At 64.7% G+C, this 21,298-nt stretch carries 19 protein-coding genes; 11 read left to right on the plus strand and 8 right to left on the minus strand.

The genetic code is table 11. The features are described 5' to 3' along the window. Positions 1–4: 4 nt before the first annotated feature. On the minus strand, positions 5–1,072 hold the full coding sequence (locus JQ603_RS06795) for an ABC transporter ATP-binding protein (RefSeq protein WP_212337595.1): 1,068 nt from the start codon (positions 1,070–1,072) through the stop codon (positions 5–7). Positions 1,073–1,276: 204 nt separating this feature from the next. Here JQ603_RS06795 and JQ603_RS06800 point away from each other — a divergent pair, with 204 nt between their 5' ends. From JQ603_RS06800 to JQ603_RS06825, 6 genes are all read left to right on the plus strand, one after another. Further along, positions 1,277–2,377 carry a LacI family DNA-binding transcriptional regulator gene (locus JQ603_RS06800; RefSeq protein WP_212337597.1) on the plus strand — a complete coding sequence of 367 codons (1,101 nt, stop codon included), beginning with the start codon at positions 1,277–1,279 and terminating at the stop codon, positions 2,375–2,377. Between the two features lie 135 nt (positions 2,378–2,512). Further along, positions 2,513–4,339, plus strand: coding sequence for an IlvD/Edd family dehydratase (locus JQ603_RS06805; RefSeq protein WP_212337599.1), 1,827 nt, complete (start codon positions 2,513–2,515; stop codon positions 4,337–4,339). Between the two features lie 114 nt (positions 4,340–4,453). Continuing rightward, positions 4,454–5,185: an SDR family oxidoreductase gene (locus tag JQ603_RS06810; protein ID WP_212337601.1), complete on the plus strand. Its 732-nt coding sequence runs from the start codon at positions 4,454–4,456 to the stop codon at positions 5,183–5,185. A 121-nt stretch (positions 5,186–5,306) separates the two neighbouring features. Further along, on the plus strand, positions 5,307–6,053 hold the full coding sequence (locus JQ603_RS06815; protein ID WP_212337603.1) for an SDR family NAD(P)-dependent oxidoreductase: 747 nt from the start codon (positions 5,307–5,309) through the stop codon (positions 6,051–6,053). A 26-nt stretch (positions 6,054–6,079) separates the two neighbouring features. Beyond that, entirely contained in the window at positions 6,080–7,237 is a 1,158-nt protein-coding gene (locus tag JQ603_RS06820; protein WP_212337605.1) for a serine hydrolase domain-containing protein, read from the plus strand. A 3-nt stretch (positions 7,238–7,240) separates the two neighbouring features. Continuing rightward, the gene (locus JQ603_RS06825) at positions 7,241–7,633 is read left to right on the plus strand and encodes a GFA family protein (protein WP_212337607.1); all 393 of its coding nucleotides are present in this window, start codon (positions 7,241–7,243) and stop codon (positions 7,631–7,633) included. A gap of 2 nt (positions 7,634–7,635) precedes the next feature. On the opposite strand, the gene JQ603_RS06830 is transcribed toward JQ603_RS06825, so the two are convergent. Beyond that, positions 7,636–8,547, minus strand: coding sequence for a DMT family transporter (locus JQ603_RS06830; protein WP_212337609.1), 912 nt, complete (start codon positions 8,545–8,547; stop codon positions 7,636–7,638). 89 nt (positions 8,548–8,636) lie between these two features. Here JQ603_RS06830 and JQ603_RS06835 point away from each other — a divergent pair, with 89 nt between their 5' ends. The 3 genes from JQ603_RS06835 to JQ603_RS06845 all read left to right on the plus strand — a co-directional run bounded on the left by JQ603_RS06835 (position 8,637) and on the right by JQ603_RS06845 (position 10,746). Beyond that, the gene (locus JQ603_RS06835) at positions 8,637–9,506 is read left to right on the plus strand and encodes a LysR family transcriptional regulator (protein ID WP_212337611.1); all 870 of its coding nucleotides are present in this window, start codon (positions 8,637–8,639) and stop codon (positions 9,504–9,506) included. Positions 9,507–9,580: 74 nt separating this feature from the next. Further along, the gene (locus JQ603_RS06840) at positions 9,581–10,261 is read left to right on the plus strand and encodes a site-2 protease family protein (protein ID WP_212337613.1); all 681 of its coding nucleotides are present in this window, start codon (positions 9,581–9,583) and stop codon (positions 10,259–10,261) included. A 62-nt stretch (positions 10,262–10,323) separates the two neighbouring features. Beyond that, positions 10,324–10,746: a hypothetical protein gene (locus tag JQ603_RS06845; RefSeq protein WP_212338238.1), complete on the plus strand. Its 423-nt coding sequence runs from the start codon at positions 10,324–10,326 to the stop codon at positions 10,744–10,746. Here JQ603_RS06845 and JQ603_RS06850 read toward each other — a convergent pair. From JQ603_RS06850 to JQ603_RS06875, 6 genes are all read right to left on the minus strand, one after another. Next, positions 10,734–11,561: an energy transducer TonB gene (locus tag JQ603_RS06850; RefSeq protein ID WP_212337615.1), complete on the minus strand. Its 828-nt coding sequence runs from the start codon at positions 11,559–11,561 to the stop codon at positions 10,734–10,736. The two genes, JQ603_RS06845 and JQ603_RS06850, sit on opposite strands and share 13 nt — an antisense overlap. Positions 11,562–11,569: 8 nt before the next feature. Beyond that, a complete protein-coding gene (exbD, locus tag JQ603_RS06855; protein ID WP_212337616.1) occupies positions 11,570–12,034 on the minus strand; it encodes a TonB system transport protein ExbD in 465 nt (154 codons plus the stop codon). A gap of 3 nt (positions 12,035–12,037) precedes the next feature. Continuing rightward, a complete protein-coding gene (exbB, locus tag JQ603_RS06860) occupies positions 12,038–13,039 on the minus strand; it encodes a tonB-system energizer ExbB (RefSeq protein ID WP_212337618.1) in 1,002 nt (333 codons plus the stop codon). Beyond that, on the minus strand, positions 13,036–13,725 hold the full coding sequence (locus tag JQ603_RS06865) for a Fe2+-dependent dioxygenase (RefSeq protein WP_212337620.1): 690 nt from the start codon (positions 13,723–13,725) through the stop codon (positions 13,036–13,038). Before JQ603_RS06865 ends, exbB begins: the two co-directional genes overlap by 4 nt. 2 nt (positions 13,726–13,727) lie before the next feature. After that, positions 13,728–16,130 carry a TonB-dependent receptor gene (locus JQ603_RS06870; protein ID WP_212338239.1) on the minus strand — a complete coding sequence of 801 codons (2,403 nt, stop codon included), beginning with the start codon at positions 16,128–16,130 and terminating at the stop codon, positions 13,728–13,730. 228 nt (positions 16,131–16,358) lie between these two features. Next, the gene (locus JQ603_RS06875) at positions 16,359–16,598 is read right to left on the minus strand and encodes a hypothetical protein (RefSeq protein WP_025035676.1); all 240 of its coding nucleotides are present in this window, start codon (positions 16,596–16,598) and stop codon (positions 16,359–16,361) included. 379 nt (positions 16,599–16,977) lie between these two features. Here JQ603_RS06875 and JQ603_RS06880 point away from each other — a divergent pair, with 379 nt between their 5' ends. Then, entirely contained in the window at positions 16,978–18,150 is a 1,173-nt protein-coding gene (locus JQ603_RS06880; RefSeq protein ID WP_212337622.1) for an efflux RND transporter periplasmic adaptor subunit, read from the plus strand. Then, positions 18,147–21,293 carry a multidrug efflux RND transporter permease subunit gene (locus JQ603_RS06885; protein WP_212337624.1) on the plus strand — a complete coding sequence of 1,049 codons (3,147 nt, stop codon included), beginning with the start codon at positions 18,147–18,149 and terminating at the stop codon, positions 21,291–21,293. The genes JQ603_RS06880 and JQ603_RS06885 overlap by 4 nt, the downstream gene beginning before the upstream one ends. The last annotated feature ends 5 nt before the right edge of the window (positions 21,294–21,298 follow it).

Raw genomic sequence — 21,298 nt, forward strand, 5'->3', positions numbered from 1 at the left:
TGCCCTAGGCATTCATGCGCTTGCCCGTCGCATCGTCGAACAGATGGACCAGCGATGGGTCGGGCTTCAGCCGCACCTTGTCGCCCGGATTGAACTGGTGGCGCTCGCGGAAGACGGCGACGACCTGCTCGCCGCCGAGCTTGGCGAACACCTGCGTCTCCGAGCCGGTCGGCTCGACCACGATGATCTCGGCCTCGGCACCGTCGTCGGCAATGGTGAAATGCTCGGGCCGCACGCCGTAGACGGCGGGACGGCCGTCGGAGGCCGCAGGCGCCGTCTTGAGCGGAAGCTTGACGCCGTTCGGTCCCTCGAAGGTCGCAACGCCGTTGACCCGCACATGCCCCTTGAGGAAGTTCATGGCGGGCGAGCCGATGAAGCCGGCGACGAACTGGTTCTCCGGCTTGTCGTAGAGCTCGAGCGGCGTGCCCATCTGCTCGACGATGCCGTCATGCATGACGACGATCTTGTCGGCCATGGTCATGGCCTCGATCTGGTCGTGGGTGACGTAGACGGTCGTGGTCTTCAGCCGCTGGTGCAGCTCCTTGATCTCGGTGCGCATCGCGACGCGCAGCTTGGCGTCGAGGTTCGACAGCGGCTCGTCGAACAGGAAGACCTGGGGATCGCGCACGATGGCGCGGCCCATGGCGACGCGCTGGCGCTGACCGCCGGAGAGCTGGCGCGGATAGCGGTCGAGCAGCGGCGACAGCGCGAGAATCTCGGCGGCGCGCTTGACGCGCTTGTTGATCTCCTCGGAGCCGGCGTTCCGCAGCTTCAGCGAGAAGCCCATGTTGTCGGCGACCGTCATGTGCGGATAGAGCGCGTAGTTCTGGAACACCATCGCAATGTCCCGCTCCTTGGGCTGGACATTGTTGACGACGCGGTCGCCGATCGAGATCGTGCCGGAGGTGATGTTCTCGAGGCCTGCGAGCATGCGCAGGAGCGTCGACTTGCCGCAGCCGGAGGGACCGACCAGGACGACGAACTGGCCGTCTTCGATCGGAATCGTGACGCCGTGCAGGACTTCAAAATTGCCGAACGATTTCCGCACGTCGCGGATTTGCACAGACGACATCTAGCTCCCTCCTCCGACTCAGGCGACGCAACCTTCGCGCCGCCACCGTCTTGTTTTTGTGAACTTCGCCGAACGAAGCCCACTCATGGCAGGCGACATTGTCGGCAGTTTGCGCGGCTTTGGCAATTTGTCTTTGGTTAGTCGTTGCTGGTAGCGCTGTCAACGATCCTTTGTTTGCGACAGTGGCTATGCTAAGAGCAGCAAATGGGTCGAAAACGCACCAAGTCAGGCAAAATCCGGCTGGCGGAAGTCGCCGAGCTTGCCGGCGTGAGCCCGATTACAGCGTCCCGTTTCTTCCGCAATCCCGAAGCGCTGTCGGTGGCCAAGCGGACGCGGGTCGAAAGCGCGGCCAAGGAGCTCGGCTACGTGCCCAACCTTGCGGCACGCGCCCTCGCCTCGCAGCGCACCGAGGTGATCGGTGTCTTGATTCCGTCACTGACCAACAACGTGTTTTCCGACGTGCTGCGCGGCATCTATGACGCCTCCGAAGGCAGCCGTTACTCGATCCAGTTGTCCAACACACGCTACAGTATTCTCCAGGAGGAGAAGCTGCTGCGGCTGTTTCTGGCGCAGAAGCCGGCCGGGCTGATCGTCACCGGCATCGACCAGACCGCGGAATCGCGCGCGATGCTGGAGGCGGCCGACTGCCCGATCGTGCAGATCATGGAGGTCGGGCCCAATCCGGTCGACATGATGATCGGCTTTTCCCACTACGATGCAGCACGCGCGGCGATTGCTCACCTGTTCGCGCAAGGCCGCCGCAAGGTCGGCTTCGTCGGCGCGCGAATGGATCCCAGGGTGCAGCGGCGGCTGGACGGATATGTCTCCGCCATGAAGGATGCCGGCCTGTTCGAGCAACGCCTCGTCGTGACGACGGCGACCCCGACCTCGGTGACGCTCGGCGGCGCCCTGTTCACCGATCTGCTGGCGCGCGAGCCCGACCTCGACGCGGTGTTCTGCGCCAATGACGACCTTGCGCTCGGCGTGCTGTTCGAATGCCGCCGCCGCGAGATCGGCGTCCCCGAGCAGATCGCGATCGTCGGCTTCAATGACCTCGAATTCATGGCCTCCGCCGTCCCCACCCTCACCAGCGTGCGCACCAACCGCTACGAGATGGGCAAGACGGCCGCCACCATGCTGATCGAGGCGATCGAGGGGCGGCGCCCGGAGCATCCGGTGCTCGACCTCGGCTTCAAGGTGATCGAGCGGCAAAGCTCGTCGTCGCGGCTCTCGGACAATAGGCCCGCCCTATCGGGCGGCGCTGCACCGAACAAAATGGTAGCGTTACCAAGCAGCCATGACTAGTATCGAACTTGTGAGGAAACGACCCGCCAACGGGCAGGCAGACCATTGCTCACGCCGTTGGGCATCGCACAAGCCGACAGCCCAAGATTTACGCCGGTGACTGACGCCAGTGCGTTTGCATTGCAGGAGAAAACAATGACAAAAAAGCCAACCAATGGGCACGCGCCCGGTAACGGCACCCGCCGCCACCTTCGCTCGCAGGACTGGTTCAACAACCCGCATAATCCGGGCATGACCGCGCTCTATATGGAGCGCTATCTGAACTACGGCCTCACCCGCGCCGAGCTGCAGTCCGGCAAGCCGATCATCGGCATCGCCCAGACCGGCAACGACCTCTCCCCCTGCAACCGCCACCACATCGAGCTCGCCCACCGCGTCCGCGAAGGCATCCGCGAGGCCGGCGGCATTGCCATGGAATTCCCGACCCACCCCATCCAGGAGACCGGCAAGCGCCCGACTGCGGCTCTCGACCGCAACCTCGCCTATCTCGGCCTGGTCGAGATCCTCTACGGCTATCCGCTCGACGGCGTGGTGCTGACCACCGGCTGCGACAAGACGACGCCGGCCTGCATGATGGCGGCGGCGACCGTGAACCTGCCCGCGATCGTGCTGTCGGGCGGCCCGATGCTGAACGGCTGGCACGACGGCGAGCGCACCGGCTCCGGCACCATCGTCTGGAAGTCGCGCGAGCGGCTCGCCGCCGGCGAGATCGACTATGAGGAGTTCATGGAGATCGTGGCCTCCTCGGCGCCCTCGGTCGGCCATTGCAACACCATGGGCACCGCCTCGACCATGAACGGGCTGGCCGAGGCGCTCGGCTTCTCGCTGCCGGGCTGCGCGGCGATCCCCGCCCCCTATCGCGAGCGCGGCCAGATCGCCTACGAGACCGGCAAGCGCATCGTCGAGATGGTCTGGGAAGACCTCAAGCCCTCGGACATCCTGACCCGCAAGGCGTTCGAGAACTGCATCGTGATCAACTCGGCGATCGGCGGCTCGACCAACGCGCCGATCCACATCAATGCGCTGGCCCGTCACATCGGCGTCGAGCTGTCGATCGACGACTGGCAGAAGGTCGGCCATGACGTGCCGCTGCTGGTCAACATGCAGCCGGCCGGCTTCTATCTCGGCGAGGAATTCCACCGCGCTGGCGGCGTGCCGGCCGTGGTGCGCGAACTGATGAAGCACAAGCGCATCCATGAGGACGCGATCACGGTCAACGGCCGCGGCATCGGCGAGAACTGCAAGGATGCGCCCAAGCCCGACAACGACGTGATCCGGGCCTACGACAAGCCGCTGGTGAAGGACGCCGGCTTCCTGGTGCTGAAGGGCAATTTGTTCGATTCCGCGATCATGAAGACCAGCGTGATCTCCAAGGAATTCCGCGATCGCTATTTGAGCAACCCGAAGGACCTCAACGCCTTCGAGGGCCGCGCCATCGTGTTCGAGGGTCCGGAGGATTATCACGACCGGATCGACGATGCCTCGCTCGACATCGACGAGCACTGCGTGCTGTTCATCCGCGGCACCGGGCCGATCGGCTACCCCGGCGGCGCCGAGGTCGTGAACATGCAGCCGCCCGCGGCGCTGATCAAACGCGGCATCCTGTCCCTGCCCTGCATCGGTGACGGCCGCCAGTCCGGCACCTCGGGCTCGCCGTCGATCCTCAATGCTTCGCCGGAAGCGGCCGCCAATGGCGGGCTCGCGATCCTCAAGACCGGCGACAAGGTGCGCATCGACCTCAACAAGGGCAGCGCCAACATCCTGATCTCGGACGAGGAGCTGAAGAAGCGCCACACCGAGCTCAAGGCCAGCGGCGGCTTCAAGCATCCGCCGAACCAGACGCCGTGGCAGGAGATCTATCGCAACACCGTCGGCCAGCAATCGACCGGCGCCTGCATGGAGCTCGCCACGCGCTACCAGAACGTCGCCGGCACCTTTGGTGTGGCGCGGGATAATCACTGAGTTAGGCAGGTGAGCGAAGCGACACCCGGGACATCCCGTTCCCGGATGTCGCGCTTACGCGCTCATCCGGGCTACGGCATTGGCAATCAAATTCAAGGTGAGGAGAACAACAACATGGCAGACCGCCTCAAGGGTAAGCGCGCCGTCGTCACGGCTGCGGCAGCAGGCATCGGGCGCGCTTGCGCCATCGCATTCGCGCGCGAAGGCGCGACCGTCATTGCCACCGATATCAACGAAGCCGGCATCGCGAACCTGACCAAGGAAGGCATCGCCGAGGTCGCAAAACTCGACGTCCGCAACACCGCCGACGTCAACGCCTTTGCCAAGCGCATCGGCAAGATCGACATCCTGCTCAACGCCGCCGGCTTCGTGCATCACGGCACCATCCTCGAATGCTCGGAAGAGGATTTCGACTTCTCGTTCGATCTCAACGTCAAGTCGATGCACCGGACCATCAAGGCTTTCCTGCCCGACATGATTGCGGGCGGCGGCGGCAGCATCGTCAACATCTCGTCCTGCGCGGCCTTGAGGCCGCCGGCGAACCGGTACGTCTACAGCTCGTCGAAGGCGGCGGTGTCGCTGCTGTCGCGCGCGGTCGCGCTCGACTTCATCACCAAGGGTATTCGCTGCAATTCGATCTGCCCCGGCACCGTCGAGACGCCTTCGATGCTCGACCGCGCCGCAGCGCAAGGACCGCAGGGCAAGGAGATGTTCATCTCCCGCCAGAAGATGGGCCGGCTCGGCACCGCCGAGGAGATCGCATCCATGGCGGTCTATCTCGGCAGCGACGAGAGCGCCTTCACCACCGGCGTCGACCTCGTCGTCGACGGCGGCTACATGCTCTGATCAACTCCTCATCCCCAAGAGGCACGCAAGTGCCGTCTTGGGGGATGGGCCACGGGCTCCATGGTTCGAGACGCGCGCCAAGTGCGCGCTCCTCACCATGAGGGATAGGGAGGGTTTCGCGATGAACAAGATCGACCTCAACGGCCGCGTCGCTGTCGTCACCGGCGGCGCGCAGGGCTTTGGCCGCGCCATCACCGCGCGCTTCGTTGCATCAGGCGCGAAGGTCGCGATCTGGGATTTTGACTCAGGCCTGGCTGAGAAGACCGCCAAGGAAGTTGGCGGCGAAACACAAGTCTTCAAGGTCGACGTCACCGATACCGCAGGCGTCGAAGAGGCGCGCGACGCAACGCTCAAGGCGTTCGGCAAGATCGACATCCTCGTCAACAATGCCGGCATCGCCGGCGTCAACAAGCCGGTCTGGGAGACCGATCTCGAGGAATGGCGCAAGGTGCTGCGCATCAACCTCGACGGCCCCTTCATCGTCTGCAAGGCGATCGTGCCTGAAATGCTCAAGCAGAAATACGGGCGGATCGTGAACATCGCCTCGATCGCCGGCAAGGAAGGCAATCCCAACGCATCGCATTATTCGGCCTCGAAGGCCGGCCTGATCGCACTGACGAAGTCGCTCGGCAAGGAGCTCGCCGCGCACGACATTCTCGTGAACGCAGTGACCCCGGCGGCCGCGAAGACCGCGATCTTCGACCAGATGACGCAGCAGCATATCGACTTCATGCTGTCGAAAATCCCGAAGGCGCGCTTCGTGCTGGTCGAAGAGCTCGCCGCGATGGTGAGCTGGCTCGCATCCGAAGATTGTGCCTTCTCCACCGGCGCGGTGTTTGATATTTCCGGCGGACGGGCGACCTACTGAGGCATGGCCGCCCGAGGGGGCGGATCATGCAATTCGGTCGTCGGGATTTCGTGAAGCTCGCAGCGGGCGCAGGCGCGCTGCCGCTGCTGTCATCGACGACACTGGCGCAACTCGCGCCCAACCCGCCGAGCATCCGCCCTCCCTCGCCGGCCGAGCGCGGCGCCATGGCACGGCTCGCGCACAGCTTCATGGACAAGTACGGCGTGCCGGCATTGTCCGTTGCGATCGGTTATGCCGGCACTGTTGTCCATGAGGACGCGTTCGGCGTTGCCGACATCGAACGGAACGAGGCCGTGACGCCGCGGAATCTGTTCCGGATCGCCAGCGTCAGCAAGATGATCACCTCGGTCACGATCTTCCGCCTGATCGAGCAGAACCGCCTCAAGCTGACGGATCGCGTGTTCGGTCCGGGCGCGCTGCTCGGCACCGATTATGGCCAGCCGCCCTACTCTGCCGGCATCGACGAGATCACGCTCGAGCATCTCCTGACCCACACCGCCGGCGGCTGGAGCAACGACAACCGCGATCCCATGTTCAGCCATCCGCGGATGGATCATGCCGAGCTGATCGCCTGGACGCTCGCCAACCGGCCGCTCGAGCGGCCGCCGGGCCAGCGCTACGCCTATTCCAATTTCGGCTATTGCGTGCTCGGCCGCGTGATCGAGAAGCTCACTGGCCAGCCCTATGCCGAGCACGTCCGCACCGACGTCCTGGCGCGCTGCGGCGTCACCGACATGACGATTGCCGGCAACACCCGCGAGCAGCGCCAGGCCGGTGAAGTCGTCTATTACGGCCAGAGCGAAAATCCCTACATCATGAACGTCCGGCGGATGGATTCCCATGGCGGCTGGATCGCGACGCCGGCGGACCTCGTGCAATTCCTGATGCATGTCGACGGCTACACGCAGCCGGCGAACATCCTGCGGCCGCGCACCATCGAGGTCATGACCACCGCGCCCAGCTACAGTCCGGACTACGCCAAGGGTTTTTGCGTCAACAAGTCAGGCAATTGGTGGCACAATGGCAGCCTGCCGGGCACGAGCACCATTGCGGTCAGAACCCATGGCGGCTTCTGCTGGGCCGCCTTCACAAACACCAGACGCAGGAATTCCGACATGGATGGCGATCTCGACAATCTCAACTGGAACATGGCGCGCCAGGTCGGCGAATGGCGGGTGGCCTGAGCCATGATCCGGGAAGGTGGATGCCTGTGCGGCGCGGTGCGGTTCAAGGCGGAGGGCGAGCCGCTCAACGTCCGCATCTGCCATTGCCGCATCTGTCAGAAGGCGATGGGCTCGCCCTATTTCGCCCGTGCGCAGTTCGACCAGCGCGCGCTGACGGTCGAGGGCGAGACCGAACGCTATGCGTCGTCCGAGAACATTGACCGCGTATTCTGCAAGCGCTGCGGCACGCGGCTGTTCGCCTGGCGGCGCAACGGCACGCTGGCGGGCGTTTCGCTCACGACCTTCGACGACCGCAACGCCTTTACGCCGACCGAGCACATCTGGGTCTCGGAAAAGCTGGCGTGGCTGAAGCTCGATGACGGTCTGACGCAATATCAGGGAACGATTCCGGCCTGATGTCAGGCCTGGCCTGACACAGGCGCCCTCGCCGCCTGAGCGCGCCGTCCCGTCGTCGTCGCGATCCAGATTCCGGCGAACACCGCGACGATGCCGGCCGCCAGATTCCAGCGCAGCGGTTCGTTCAGCAGCCAGGCCCCGACCAGCGAGGCCGTGATCGGATTGACCGTCACCGAGATCGCGACGCGCGTCGGTGTCGTACGCTCCAGCGCGAAGGCCCAGAGATAGAAGGTCAGCGCTGCGCCGAAGGCACCGAGATAAGCAGCCGCCAGCCATTGCGGCATGCCGAAGCCGGCGACCGGTGCAAAGCTGCCGCGGACACAGGAGAGCAGGATCAGGCAGATCGCGCCCGCCGCCATGCTCATGGTCGTGAACGCGATTGGGCCGGAGCGCCGGATCAGCGGCTTCGACCAGATGCCGTAGAGCGCCATGCACAGCGCCGCCGCCATCATCAGGAGATCACCGCGCCAGGCGCCTGACGGCGCCGAGGCGAGGTCGGAGAGCAGCGCGACCGCAACGCCAGACGTCGCGACCACGACACCGATCGACTTGCGCCAGGTCAGGGCTTCGGCGCCGAGAGCGGCGCCGATCACGAGCGACAACAGAGGAAGCGTCGACAGAGCGAGCGCGCCGCGCGCGGCGGTCGTGAAGATCAGCGACGCGTTGAACAGGATCGGGAACAGCGCAAAGAACAGGATGCCGAGCGCGATGGCGGCGGCCCAGTCGCCCCGCTCCGGCCAGCGATCGCCGCGCAGCAGCGTGAGAGGCAACAGCAGGAGGAAGCCGATGCCGAACCGGAACGAGCCGATCGCCAGCGGATCGATGCTGCCGACGAGGTAGCGCGTCGCGCCGATCGAAGTCCCGCCCAGCGCGCTCGACAGCACGGCGGCCAGAACGCCAAGAATCTCGCCCACGCTTGCTCCCGTTGATGCCTTGAAAGCAGCATAGGAGGCGCGCCCAAACAGGGAATGGAATTTCCGTCATGCCAGGATAAGTTTTCGTCATGACCGCACCCGTTCTCGATCCCGATCTGCTGAAGGCCTTCGCCGCCGTCGCCGAGCATCGCTCCTTCACGCGCGCCGCCGCGGCGCTCAACCGGACCCAATCGGCGGTCAGCGTCCAGATCAGGCGCCTGGAAGAACGGCTCGGCGCGAAACTGTTTCAACGCACCAGCGCCGGCGTTGCACTGACCGCAGCAGGCGACGAACTCCTGGTCTATGCGAAGCGGCTGCTCGACCTCAATGCAGAGGCCGTCGATGCGCTCCGCGCGCGCAAGCACGAAGCCGTGGTCCGCCTCGGCGTGATGGACGACTACGGCACGATCGTCATTCCGCCATTGCTGGCGCAATTCGCCAAAAGCCATCCGGAGATCCGGGTCGAGATCGAGACCGGGCTGACCGCGACGATGCCGGCCCGGCTCGGCGAGGCCTATGACCTCGTCATCGCCATGCACCCGGAGGGACGCGGCGACGGCGAGCTGCTGCGACGCGAGCAGGCGGTGTGGGCCGCGGCCGCATCATATTCAGTCGGGGCACCGCACGACGCGCTGCCCATCGCGCTCTACCCACACGGCTGCCTGTTCCGGCAATGGGCTGCGGACGCCCTCGATGCCGCCGGCCGGCCCTGGCGCCTCGTCTTTGTCAGCCGGACGCTTGCAGCGGTTGAGGCGATCGCAGCCCAGGGTCTTGCGATCACCGTCGTGAAAGCCGGCACCCTGCCGCCCCGCCTGCGCGTCCTGTCGGAGCGCGACGGCCTGCCGCCGCTGCCGGCCGCGGACATCCGCCTCCATTGCGCGCGCAAGCTGTCGCGTCCGGCGGCCCTGCTGGCGGATCATCTGCAGCGTGGCATTCCGGAACCGGCCACCCTATGTTGAGCTGAAGCGTTGCTGCACGACCGGGTTTGGCTGGGACGGCTGCAAGGCCGCGAGCAAACCGGGATAGACGAGCCGTGAACATTTCCCTTTATGATCTTTCGGTGTGGGTGCTGCCGCTGGTCCTGGCCATCACCTTCCACGAGGCCGCGCACGCCTTCGTCGCCTACCGTCTCGGCGACAATACGGCCTGGCAGCTCGGCCGCGTCAGCTTCAATCCTGTCAGGCACATCGATCCCTTCGGCACCCTGATCCTGCCGGCGATGCTGCTGTTCGCGCATTCGCCGTTCCTGTTCGGCTATGCCAAGCCGGTGCCGGTGAATTTCCGCAAGCTCAACAACCCCAGGCTCGACATGGTCTGGGTGGCGCTGGCCGGGCCCGCGACCAATATCCTGCTGGCGCTCGCGGCGGCTCTCGCCCTTCACGCGCTGCCCTTGGCGCCGGCAGGGTCGGCGCAATGGATCTTCGACAATCTCAAGAATGCGCTGGTCATCAACGCGATCCTGGCCGTCTTCAACATGATGCCGATCCCGCCGCTCGACGGCGGCCGCGTCGCGGTCGGGCTGCTGCCACGACCGCTCGCTTTGCCGCTGGCCCGGCTCGAGCCGTTCGGTATGCTGATCCTGATCGGCCTGTTGATCCTGCTGCCGCTCGCGGGCTCGCAGTTCGGTCTAAATCTTGATGTTATTTCAGCAATACTGCGAACGTTGACCGGTTATGTGATTCAGGCTGTTCTCTTCCTGACCGGCAATGCGTAGTTGAACAGAACACCCGAATACGAGCCGAAGGGCCAGAGGCCGACTTGGTCAAAGCTGCCGATATGCTGATCGCGCGACGCGCGGACACCCGTGCCCGCGCCGATTTCGCCACCTGGAAGATGATGGCCAAACTCAACGGGGCGTCCGCGCTGCCTGCGGAGGCCCAGGAGTTCCTCAGCAGCTACAACAATCTGCTGGCCCGGATGAGCGAGGGCGAGGCCACCGAGGCCACCATCGCCGCGATCTACAAGGCCTACTATGCCGAAATGGGTGGCGGCGGAACTCCGCCCGATGTCCGCCCCCGCCAGGCCGAGCCGGCCGCGGACAATGTTACCGCCTTCCGGCGCCCGGCGCCGAAACCGAAGACGATAAACTTTTTTGGGGCCGGCACGGCCGCTGGAACCCAGAAACGACCGCTCCCCGTGGCGCTGATCTTCGCCTGCCTGGTGGTGGTCTATGTCGGGATCCGGTTTTACTGGCGCTGAGCCGACTTCTTCTTTTTCTTCTCGTCCGGCGGCTTGAACATGATCTCGACGGTGCGCTCGAACCGGTCCTCGGTCAGCGCGGCCGGCGGCGTCGGGAACGGGTCGGATTTGTGGACCATGGAGATCGCAGCCGCATCGTAGGCGGGATCCCCGGACGACTGCACGACGTCGACCGACAGCACGTTGCCGCGCCGGTTGAGCGCGAAGCTCACCTTTGCCGTCTGGTTACTGGGCTCCTTGCCCTCCGGATTGACCTTGTGCGCCGAAAGATGCGCGCTGATCTTTCGGTTCCAGTCGGCCGTCAGCTTCAGGAGGTCCTTGCCGATGCCGAGCACCGGCGCCATGGCCTTCTCGGCCTCGCGCGCGGCGTCCTCGAAGGTTTGCCGCTCCATCGCGACCGACTTCTGCGATGCTTCCATGGCCGGCGTTTCGACCGCGGCCAGCTTCGGATCGTCGTCCTGCTCCTTCTTCGGCTTGTTCTCGGTGACGATCCGGTCGGCCTCCTCGACCTCTTGCGGCCGGTCCTGGGGGAGATCCGTTTCCTTGACCTCGGCCTTTTGCTCAGGCAGCGCCGGGCGCTCTTCCTGCTCGTCGGCGTCCGTCGGCCCGGGCGGCATATCGGTCTCTCGCGCCGGCGGCGACGTCATCTCGACCGCGAACTCCGCTCCCGCCGCCCCCAGCCCTTCGTCACCGTCATCGGCCTGCAGGTTTGCGAGCGCGAGCGCAGCGCCACCCACATGGAGCGCGACCGCCGCGATCGCGGCCAGGATCCACAGCTTCCGGGATGATCTGGGTTCGTGCTCGGGGTCGGACATGGCAATCCCTATGGCTGCGCCGTGCCCGCGGCTGCCGGTCCCGCCTGCCCGGCCGGACCTTCCAGCGCAACCAGCTTCACCCGCGTGTAGCCGCCGGAGCGCAACAGCTCCATGACGCCCATCAGCTCACCATAGGGCACGGAGCGATCCGCGCGCAGGAAGAGGTACTTGTCCTTGCTCATGTCGGACATGGAGTCGAGGGTCATGATCAGCTCGGCCCGGTGCACGGAGTCCTCTCCGATCGCCAGCGTCAGATCGCGCTTGATGCTGAGATAGGTCGGCTTGTCCGGCTTCTTCTGCGGCGTCGCGCTCGAGGTCGGCAGGTCGATCGGCAGATCGACCGTGGAGAGCGGCGCTGCGACCATGAAGATGATCAGCAGCACCAGGATGACGTCGATGAACGGCGTGACGTTGATGTCATGCGTTTCCGAGAAATCGTCCTCGTCATCATTGTCTGCGAGCGAGACGGCCATGGTTCACTCCGCTGCGCGCGAATGCACGCTGCCGTGGCTACGGTCGAGATCGCGCGAGAGCAGCCGCCCCGCCGCGCCCGAGGCACGGCTGACCAGTTCGAGATAGCCCTTCGTCACGCGCGAGAAGTGATTGTAGATGATGACGGCGGGAATGGCTGCGACGAGACCGATCGCGGTGGCGAGCAGCGCCTCGGCGATGCCGGGCGCGACCACGGCGAGGTTGGTCGTCTGCGACTTCGAGATGCCGATGAAGCTGTTCATGATGCCCCAGACCGTGCCGAACAGGCCGACGAAGGGCGACGTGGAGCCGATGGTCGCGAGCACGCCCATGCCGATGCGGATGCGCCGCGCCTCCGCGCGCACGATCTCCTGGAAGCTCGAGGCTGCGCGCTCCTTGATGCCGGCATCGCTGGACAGGCCGGCCGACATCCGCGCCTCGCGCAGGGCCGCCGCCAGGAACGATGGCAGGATGCCCTCCTTGGCGCCGAGCGCCATCTGGGCTTCGGCGAGCGAGCGCGCCTCCGCGACCTTCTTCAGCGCCGAACGAAGCTTGGCCGAGGCGACCGACAGCTCGATCGACTTCGCGATCAGGACCGTCCAGGTCATGAGCGATGCAAAGGCGAGCCCGATCATCACCGCCTTCACGATGACGTCCGCCGACATGAACATCACCCAGGGCGACAATTCCTTCATGGCCGGGGTAGCGGATACGACGTCGGACTTCGCCGCCGTCGGTGCGGCGGCCGTGGGAGCCGTGGTGGCCGACGGAGCCGTGGCGGCCGAGGGAGCCGCAGGCGCCGCCACGGGCGCGGTGACGGGCGCAGCCGCAGGCGCCGTTGCCGACGGTGCTGCCGCCGGAGCGGGCGCGGCCGGCTGAGCCTTCGACTGGGCCGCTGCCGGCGCAGCCGGCTGGGTTTGTGTCTGGGCAGAAACAGGCGATGCGAGCCAGGCGGCCGCCAGAAGGACGGCTGCGGCAAGGCTGGCTTGGAAGGTCATGGTCTTCATACTTCGGCCCAGTAGCGAATGAGGTTGTGATAGATACCCGTCAATTTGACCGTTTCGGGATCGTCACGCCCGAGCCGTTCCACCAGCGCCTGTATCGCGGTGTCGAGGTCAAAGATCATGCTCCGGGCTTGATCGTCCCGTATCATGCTCTGAAGCCAGAAGAAAGACGCAACCCGCGTTCCCCTCGTCACCGGCGTGACGAGATGGAGGCTGGTCGAGGGATAGAGCACGCAGTCGCCGGCTGGCAACTTGACTTCGTGCGAACCGTAGGTGTCCTCGATCACAAGTTCGCCACCGTCGTATTCCTCCGGCTCGGCCAGGAACAGCGTCACCGACAGGTCTGTGCGGATGCGAAGGCCGGTCAGACGGTCGCCGCGGATCGCGTTGTCGACATGCAGGCCGAAATGGTGGCCGCTGTCGGCCGCGTAGCGGTTGAACAGCGGCGGGAAGATCTGGAGCGGGATCGCCGCCGCGATGAAGCGCGGGTTCGACGTCAGTGCCGAGATGATGCGGTTGCCGAGCTTGCGCGCGACCTCGCTGTCCGGCGGCAATTGCTCGTTGCGCTTCACCATGGCCGACTGCGAGCCCGCGGTGGAGCGGCCGTCTTCCCACGCGCTGGCATCCATGATGCGGCGGAAATCCGCCACATCATCTTTGCTCAGGATGCCAGGCAGGCACGTCAACATGATCAGAACTTCGCTGTCGTGGTCAGATAGAACGCCCGTCCCGGCGCGACGGCCACGAACGGCACCGCGCTGCGATAGAGCGTGTCGTAGTACAGCTTGTTGGTGAGGTTCTGCGCGTAGAACCTCATGCTCCAGTTCTTGTCGATCTTCTTCTCGACGAAGGCGTCGAAGCGCCAGTAGCTCGGCAGCTCGTTGCCGGTGTTGGCCGCGAACGTGCCGCCATAGACCTTCGAGCGGTACACCGCCTGCCCGCCGATCTCCCAGCCGTCGTCGAACTTGTACTTGCTCAGCATGCTGAACGACTGATGGGCGACGTTGGCAAGCTGCAGGCCGATGTTGGAGGCGATGCCGCTTTGCGTGACCTTCGACTGCATCAGCACCAGGCCGCCGAAGATGCTCCAGCGATCGGTGATCTTGCCCTCGGCCTCGATGTCGATGCCCTGGATCCTGTAGGCCGCGCCCGAAGTGAGCAGGTTGTTGACGGTCTCTCGCGCGTTGTCTTTCGTGGTCTGGAACAGCGCTGCGCTGACCAGCAGGTGACGATCCGCCAGCTCCCATTTGGTGCCGATTTCGGCGGCCTTGTTGCGCTCGGGCCCCAGCAGGATGGCCGTGTTGGCCGGAATGCCACCGTAATCGGTGCCGGTCGCATCGAGCTCCGACCCGAACGGATTGGCCGAGGTCGCATAGGCCACATAGACGCTGCCGATCGACATCGGCTTGTAGACCGCGCCGACGTTGTAATTGACGAGATCGTTGTTCTGCTTGAGCCAGGCCGAGTTCGTGGACGAGCTCTGGCTGTAGCCGTCATAGCGGACGCCGCCATTCAGAATGACGGTGTCCTGCCAGTTCGCGGTGTCCATCACATAGACGCTGCTGGTGTTGACGCCATAGCGCGTCGGGTTTCCAACCAGCGAGGGCGTGCCGAAGGGGATGTTAGTGTATTGCGGGGAGTAGAGATTGACCCCCGTCACGGCGCCGGTGCTCGTGAAAGCGTTGCCGGCCAACTCCGACGCGAGACCCGCATAGCGGTCGATCGAGATATTCTCGTTGGTATATTCGACGCCGAACACCGCGGTGTGCTTGACCCCGCCGGTGTCGAGCTTGAACGTGGCCTCGTTCTGGTTGGCCCACACGTCCACGTTCTGGTAGCGGCTCTGCGCGCTCGCCGTCGTGGTCCAAGCCATCGGATTGCCGCTGATCGTATTCGGGTTCTGCGGCAGCGTACCGATATAGTTCAAGAGTGAGTGCTCGCCGCGCACCTTGCTGGTCAGGGTGATGGCCTCGTTGACCTTGTACTCGATCGTGCCGGTGCCGAAATCCTGCCGCGCAGTCTGGAAGTCGCGGTTGAGGAATCCATACCAGTTGCCGCGCGGAATGCCCGCCGACGTCACCGGCACGTTGCCCTGCTTGTAATAAGGCACGCCGAAATCCGGCAGGCCGCTGAGGTCGGTGTGGACGTAGTTCGTCGTGATCTTGATGTCGTTGGTCGGGGTGTACTTGGTCGAGAGGAAGGTGCCCCAGCGATTGTCGGTCACGTAATCGCGGCCTGCGACATTGGCATCCTGGAACAGGCCGCCGGTGCGCACCGAGAAGGTCGGATCGACCACCTGGTTGACGTCGATCGTGACGCGCTTGGTCCGGTCGGTGCCGAACTCGGTATCCATGCGCTGGAAGTTGCGATCGCCGGCCTGCTTGGTGACGATGTTGATGGCGCCGCCGGCGGTGCCGCGGCCCGCATAGGAGGATGCCGGGCCGCGCAGGATCTCGATCTGCTCGGTGAAGAAATTCTCGCGGATGGAGACCGCGGGATCGCGAATGCCGTCGATGAAGACGTCGTTGCGCGCGTCGAAGCCGCGGATGAAGAAGCGGTCGCCGAACGCGTTGCCACCTTCACCCGAGCCGAGCGTCACACCGGCGGTCGATCGCCCGATCTCCTTCAGCGTCGTGGCATTCTTGTCCTGGAGCACCTCCTTGCTGAGCACCGTGATGGTCTTCGGCGTGTTCAGCATCGGCTCGGGAAACTTGCCCGAAGCCTGGACGTGGTCGACCTTGTAGGGCGCGGCCGGATCGGAATAGGGATTGCGGTCCACCTCGCCGGCCGGTGCGGCGGGAGCAGCCGTCTGCGCCGCCTGCTGGCGCTGCGCGGCGCGGCGAAGCGCGTTGCGCGCGCGGACCTGGTCAGGTGTCGGCTTCGACGCCGTCGGACGCGGCCGCTGCACCGGAGCATCGACCGTCACCGGCGGCAGGTTCGACTGCTGCGCCTCTGCGCCGCTCGAGACCGACGCCACGGCGATCAAGCTCGCGACGGCCGAGACCTTCTTGCCGGAAATACCCGAAGACTTTTCATCCACCGGATCGAATGCTGCGACCGAACGCAACGACTTCGGTGCGACCACCTGCCCCATTACAACACGCCCCATCTTCATGTTCGCTCACTCACTTCGACGAGCGATCGGGCTGTTGGTATCGGCGGCAAAATAGTGGGTCAATGCGGGCAGGCCGCGAGAACCTTTGAATAAGTCCAGATCAAAACGATTCTAAACTGAAGTTTGAAACGGTTCTAAAGATATACTTGGACTCGTTCTAAAACGTTCGCGAAAAATACCGCCAAATCGGCGGCGATGCTCACAGCATCAATCGCTGCTCGGCGGCTTCATCAGCGAGAACAATTCGTCCACAGTCTTCTGCGCGACGGCACGCACGCGATCGGTGTTGTCCATGCCGGCGATGTTGACGCCATTGACCACGGCCTTGATCTCGTCGCGGAAGTCCGTGAGGAAGCGCAAGGGATCGCGCTGCTCGTTGGCAACGCGCGCAATCAATCCCGTGATCAGAATCTGGCACGCGATCAGCTTGCCGTTCAACTCGTCCATCCTGCGCTCCCATTGTGGCGGCGCCGATATGGACGATGCCGATTTTCCTGACAACCGAAACGCGACCAGCGCGATTTAGAACCGTTCTTGCATCATGTGCATCCGCACGGCCCGACCGGGGTGCTGCGCCGGTCCCGCCGCATCCCCCGCGAGCATTGCCTTATTCTTACTCGCTGATCGCCCGCAGTGGGAAAATGCAGCACTGCACACCGGCGCGCCAGTGAGTTGCCTAGACGGTGCAAAGCTTTCCAATTGTTTAGATTTCTCACCGGATAGTGCTGTTTACACTGGAACTTGGCGTGTATTATACAAGCGCCCTGGAACCCAATGATTGCCCCAAAATTCGTAAGCTAGGGCACAAGAGCCGACACGAGCCGACATGAAAAAAACACGGCCGATCCTCTGGATTCTGATCCTCGCGGCCGTGGCCTCCGCGGGTTACTATGGTTGGCAGAAATACGGCTCGCCGGACGCCGGAAAATCCCAGACAGCGCAGAAAGGTCCGCCCCGCGCGCCCGCCATTCCCGTGAGCGTGGCGCCGGTCCAGAAGGTCGACTTCCCGGTCTATCTGACCGGTCTCGGCACGGTTCAGGGCTTCAACACCGTCCAGGTCCGCACCCGGGTGGACGGCCAGATCGACAAGATCGCCTTCACCGAAGGCCAGATCGCCAAGGAGGGCGAGCTTCTGGCCTCGATCGACCCCCGCCCCTATCAAGCCACACTCGACCAGGCCAAGGCCAAGAAGGCGCAGGACGAGGCGAATCTGGCCAATGCCAATCTCGAGCTCCAGCGCGCCATGAAGCTCGGCGAATTCGCCACCGCACAGCGGGTCGACACCCAGCGTTCCACCGTCGCCCAGCTCACCGCCCAGATCGCCGCCGACGAGGCCGCAATCGCCAACGCCCAGACCCAGCTGGACTACACCCAGGTCAAGGCGCCGATCACCGGCGTCGCCGGCCTGCGCCAGGTCGATGTCGGCAACATCGTCAACGCCTCGACACAGACCGGCATCGTCACGATCACGCAGGTCGAGCCGATCTCGGTGATCTTCACCGCGCCGGAAGACCAGCTTCCCTACATCAGCGAAGGCCAGAAGGCCGGCGCGCTCAAGGTGATCGCGTTCACCACCGACGGCAAGAAGACGCTGGCCGAGGGCAAGCTCGCGGTCATCAACAACCAGGTCGACACCACCAGCGGGACTATTCGGCTCAAGGCGGTGTTCGACAACAAGGACCACGCGTTGTGGCCGGGACAGTCGGTGTCGACGCGCCTTCTGGTGCGGACGCTGAAGGATGCGACCGTGGTTCCGGATGACGCGGTCCAGCATTCGACCAACGGCCTCTACGCGTACACCGTCAATCAGGACAACAAGGCCGAAGTGCACAAGATCAAGGTCAGCTACTCCATCGACGGCCATTCGGTCGTCGACGAAGGGCTCACGCCCGGGCAGCAGGTGATCACTGGCGGTCAATTCAAGGTGCAGCCCGGAAGCCTCGTCTCGACGGCGGTGGCAAGTTCGGATCCGGGACAGAACAAGGTACGACGGGAATGACCGAGGGCGGGATTTCGGCACCTTTCATCCGTTATCCCATCGGCACCTCGCTGCTGATGGCCGGCATCCTCTTCGTCGGTCTCGTCGCCTATCCGCTGCTGCCGGTCGCGCCGCTGCCGCAGGTGGACTTCCCGACGATCCAGATCACCGCCAATTTGCCGGGCGGCAGCCCCGAGACGATGGCCTCGTCGGTGGCCCAGCCGCTGGAGCGCCAGTTCGCCCAGATCCCGGGCATCGCCCAGATGACCTCGACGAGCTATCTGGGCACGGCGTCGATCACCATCCAGTTCGACCTCAACCGCAGCATCGACGGCGCCGCCAACGACGTGCAGGGCGCCATCAACGCCGCCAGCGGCCAGTTGCCGAAGAACCTGCCCTCGCCGCCGACCTACCGTAAGGTCAACCCGGCCGACGCGCCGATCCTCCTGCTGTCGGCGACGTCGGAGACACTGCCCCTGACCACCGTCAGCGACGCGGTCGACGCCCAGCTCGCCCAGCAGATCAGCCAGCTCTCCGGCGTTGCGCAGGTGTTCATCGGCGGCCAGCAGAAACCCTCCATCCGCATCCAGGTCGACCCGGCGAAGCTCGTCGCCAAGGGCCTGTCGATGGAGGACGTGCGCAGCCAGATCGCGATCACCACGGTCGACAGTCCGAAGGGCAACATCGACGGCGAGAAACGCGCCTACACCATCTACGCCAACGACCAGCTCACCCAGTCCAAGGACTGGAACGACGTCATCATCGCCTACCGCAACGGCGGCCCCTTGCGCATCCGCGACATCGGCCAGGCGGTCAGCGGCGCCGAAGACGCCAAGCAGGCGGCCTGGGCCAACGGCAAGCGCGGCGTGTTCCTGGTGATCTTCAAGCAACCCGGCGCCAACGTCATCGAGACCGTCGACAGGATCAAGGCGACCCTGCCCCGCCTCGTGGCGGCGATCCCGCCGGCGATCAAGATCGAGCTCATCAGCGACCGCACCACGACGATCCGCGCCGCGGTCGAGGACGTGCAGTTCACCCTGCTGCTGACCATCGCCCTCGTGGTCATGGTCATCTTCATCTTCCTGCGCAGCTTCTGGGCCACCGTCATCCCCACCGTCACGGTTCCGCTGGCGCTCCTGGGCGCGTGCGCCTTGATGTGGGTCGTCGGCTATTCCCTCGACAACCTGTCACTGATGGCGCTCACGATCGCGGTCGGATTCGTCGTCGACGACGCCATCGTGATGCTGGAGAACATCACCCGCTATATCGAGGAAGGCGAATCGCCGATGGCGGCGGCCTTCCGCGGTTCCAAGGAAATCGGCTTCACCATCGTCTCGATCAGCATCTCACTGGTCGCGGTGCTGATCCCGCTGCTGCTGATGGGCGGCATCATCGGGCGCCTGTTCCGCGAATTCGCCGTCGTGCTGGCGATGACCATCTTCGTCTCGATGTTCGTGTCGCTGACCCTGACGCCGATGATGGCCTCGCGCTTCCTGCGCGCCCATGGCGAGGTGCAGCACGGCCGCTTCTATCAATGGAGCGAGCGCGCCTTCGATGCGATGCTGCGCGGCTACGAATATGTGCTGGATCATGCCTTGGCCTGGCGGCGCACCACGCTCGCGATCTTCTTCGCCACGCTCGGCCTGTCGATCTACCTGTTCGTCCTGATCCCGAAGGGCTTCTTCCCGCAGCAGGACGTCGGCCTGATCACCGCGACCTCGGAAGCCTCGCAGGACATCTCGTTCAAGGAGATGCAGCGGCGCCAGGTCGAGCTCGGCAAGATCGTGATGGAAGACCCCGACGTCGCCACGATCGCGATGAACATCGGCGGCAGCGGCCGCGCCGGCAACAACGGCAACATGTTCATCACGCTGAAGCCGCGCAACGAGCGCGAGGCCTCGGCGCAGCAGATCATCGCGCGGCTGCGTCCCAAGCTCGAGAAGGTGTCCGGCGCCCGCCTCTACATGCAGGCGGCCCAGGACGTCCGGCTCGGCGGCCGGCCGACGCGCACGCAGTTCGAGTTCACCTTGCAGGATGCCGATCTCGCCGAGCTCAACGACTGGGCGCCGAAGATCCTCGCCAAGATGCAGACGCTGCCGGAGCTGCGTGACGTCGCCACCGACCAGCAGACCCAGGGCACCACGGTCCAGCTCAAGATCAACCGCGACACCGCCTCGCGCTACGGCATCCAGCCGCAGCTGATCGACGACACGCTCTATGACGCCTTCGGACAGCGGCAGGTCACGCAGTATTTCACCCAGCTCAACACCTACAAGGTGATCCTCGAGATCCTGCCGGAGCTGCAGGGCAATCTCGACAGCCTGAACAAGCTCTATCTGAAATCGCCGCTGACCGGCGACCAGGTGCCGCTGTCGACCTTTGCGACCTGGACCACCGATCCGGTCCGCCCGCTCTCGATCAGCCACCAGGGCCAGTTCCCGGCGATCACGATCAGCTTCAACCTCGCGCAGGGCGTCGCGCTCGGCCAGGCTACCGAGGCCGTGCAAAAGGCGATGGCCGAGCTCGGCGCACCGCCGACGCTGAATTCGAGCTTCCAGGGCACCGCGCAGGCGTTCCAGCAGTCCCTCGGCACCGTGCCGCTCCTGATCCTCGCGGCACTGGTCGTGGTGTACCTGATCCTCGGCATTCTCTACGAGAGCTACATCCATCCGATCACGATTCTGTCGACCCTGCCCTCGGCCGGCGTCGGCGCGCTCGCGATCCTGATGGCGGCCGGCTTCGACTTCAGCCTGATCGCGCTGATCGGCATCATCCTGTTGATCGGCATCGTGAAGAAGAACGGCATCATGATGGTCGACTTCGCGATTGCCGCCGAACGCGACGAGCACAAGACGCCGGAGGAATCGATCCGCCAGGCCGCGCTGTTGCGCTTCCGTCCGATCATGATGACGACGATGGCAGCCCTGCTCGGCGGCGTGCCCTTGATGCTCGGCCACGGCACCGGCGCGGAGATCCGCCAGCCGCTCGGCTACGCCATGGTCGGCGGCCTGATCGTCAGCCAGGCGCTGACGCTGTTCACGACGCCCGTCGTCTATCTCTATCTCGATGAGCTCAATAACTGGTTCTCGGGCTGGGGCCGTACGGGTGACGGCGAAGGCCACGAGACGCACGAGCACGGCAGCGTCAAGCAAGCCGCCGAGTAAGCTTG

Source organism: Bradyrhizobium liaoningense (assembly GCF_018130825.1).
Taxonomy (GTDB): Bacteria; Pseudomonadota; Alphaproteobacteria; order Rhizobiales; family Xanthobacteraceae; genus Bradyrhizobium; species Bradyrhizobium liaoningense_B.

Excerpts from the sequence above, each read along its gene's own strand:
- exbB (WP_212337618.1), bottom strand. The coding sequence starts at position 13,039 with ATGAAGACCATGACCTTCCAAGCCAGCCTTGCCGCAGCCGTCCTTCTG.
- JQ603_RS06810 (WP_212337601.1), top strand. The coding sequence starts at position 4,454 with ATGGCAGACCGCCTCAAGGGTAAGCGCGCCGTCGTCACGGCTGCGGCA.
- JQ603_RS06795 (WP_212337595.1), bottom strand. The coding sequence starts at position 1,072 with ATGTCGTCTGTGCAAATCCGCGACGTGCGGAAATCGTTCGGCAATTTT.
- JQ603_RS06845 (WP_212338238.1), top strand. The coding sequence starts at position 10,324 with ATGCTGATCGCGCGACGCGCGGACACCCGTGCCCGCGCCGATTTCGCC.
- JQ603_RS06815 (WP_212337603.1), top strand. The coding sequence starts at position 5,307 with ATGAACAAGATCGACCTCAACGGCCGCGTCGCTGTCGTCACCGGCGGC.
- JQ603_RS06870 (WP_212338239.1), bottom strand. The coding sequence starts at position 16,130 with ATGGGGCAGGTGGTCGCACCGAAGTCGTTGCGTTCGGTCGCAGCATTC.
- JQ603_RS06825 (WP_212337607.1), top strand. The coding sequence starts at position 7,241 with ATGATCCGGGAAGGTGGATGCCTGTGCGGCGCGGTGCGGTTCAAGGCG.
- JQ603_RS06865 (WP_212337620.1), bottom strand. The coding sequence starts at position 13,725 with ATGTTGACGTGCCTGCCTGGCATCCTGAGCAAAGATGATGTGGCGGAT.
- JQ603_RS06800 (WP_212337597.1), top strand. The coding sequence starts at position 1,277 with ATGGGTCGAAAACGCACCAAGTCAGGCAAAATCCGGCTGGCGGAAGTC.
- JQ603_RS06880 (WP_212337622.1), top strand. The coding sequence starts at position 16,978 with ATGAAAAAAACACGGCCGATCCTCTGGATTCTGATCCTCGCGGCCGTG.
- JQ603_RS06835 (WP_212337611.1), top strand. The coding sequence starts at position 8,637 with ATGACCGCACCCGTTCTCGATCCCGATCTGCTGAAGGCCTTCGCCGCC.
- JQ603_RS06875 (WP_025035676.1), bottom strand. The coding sequence starts at position 16,598 with ATGGACGAGTTGAACGGCAAGCTGATCGCGTGCCAGATTCTGATCACG.
- exbD (WP_212337616.1), bottom strand. The coding sequence starts at position 12,034 with ATGGCCGTCTCGCTCGCAGACAATGATGACGAGGACGATTTCTCGGAA.
- JQ603_RS06820 (WP_212337605.1), top strand. The coding sequence starts at position 6,080 with ATGCAATTCGGTCGTCGGGATTTCGTGAAGCTCGCAGCGGGCGCAGGC.
- JQ603_RS06805 (WP_212337599.1), top strand. The coding sequence starts at position 2,513 with ATGACAAAAAAGCCAACCAATGGGCACGCGCCCGGTAACGGCACCCGC.
- JQ603_RS06885 (WP_212337624.1), top strand. The coding sequence starts at position 18,147 with ATGACCGAGGGCGGGATTTCGGCACCTTTCATCCGTTATCCCATCGGC.
- JQ603_RS06850 (WP_212337615.1), bottom strand. The coding sequence starts at position 11,561 with ATGTCCGACCCCGAGCACGAACCCAGATCATCCCGGAAGCTGTGGATC.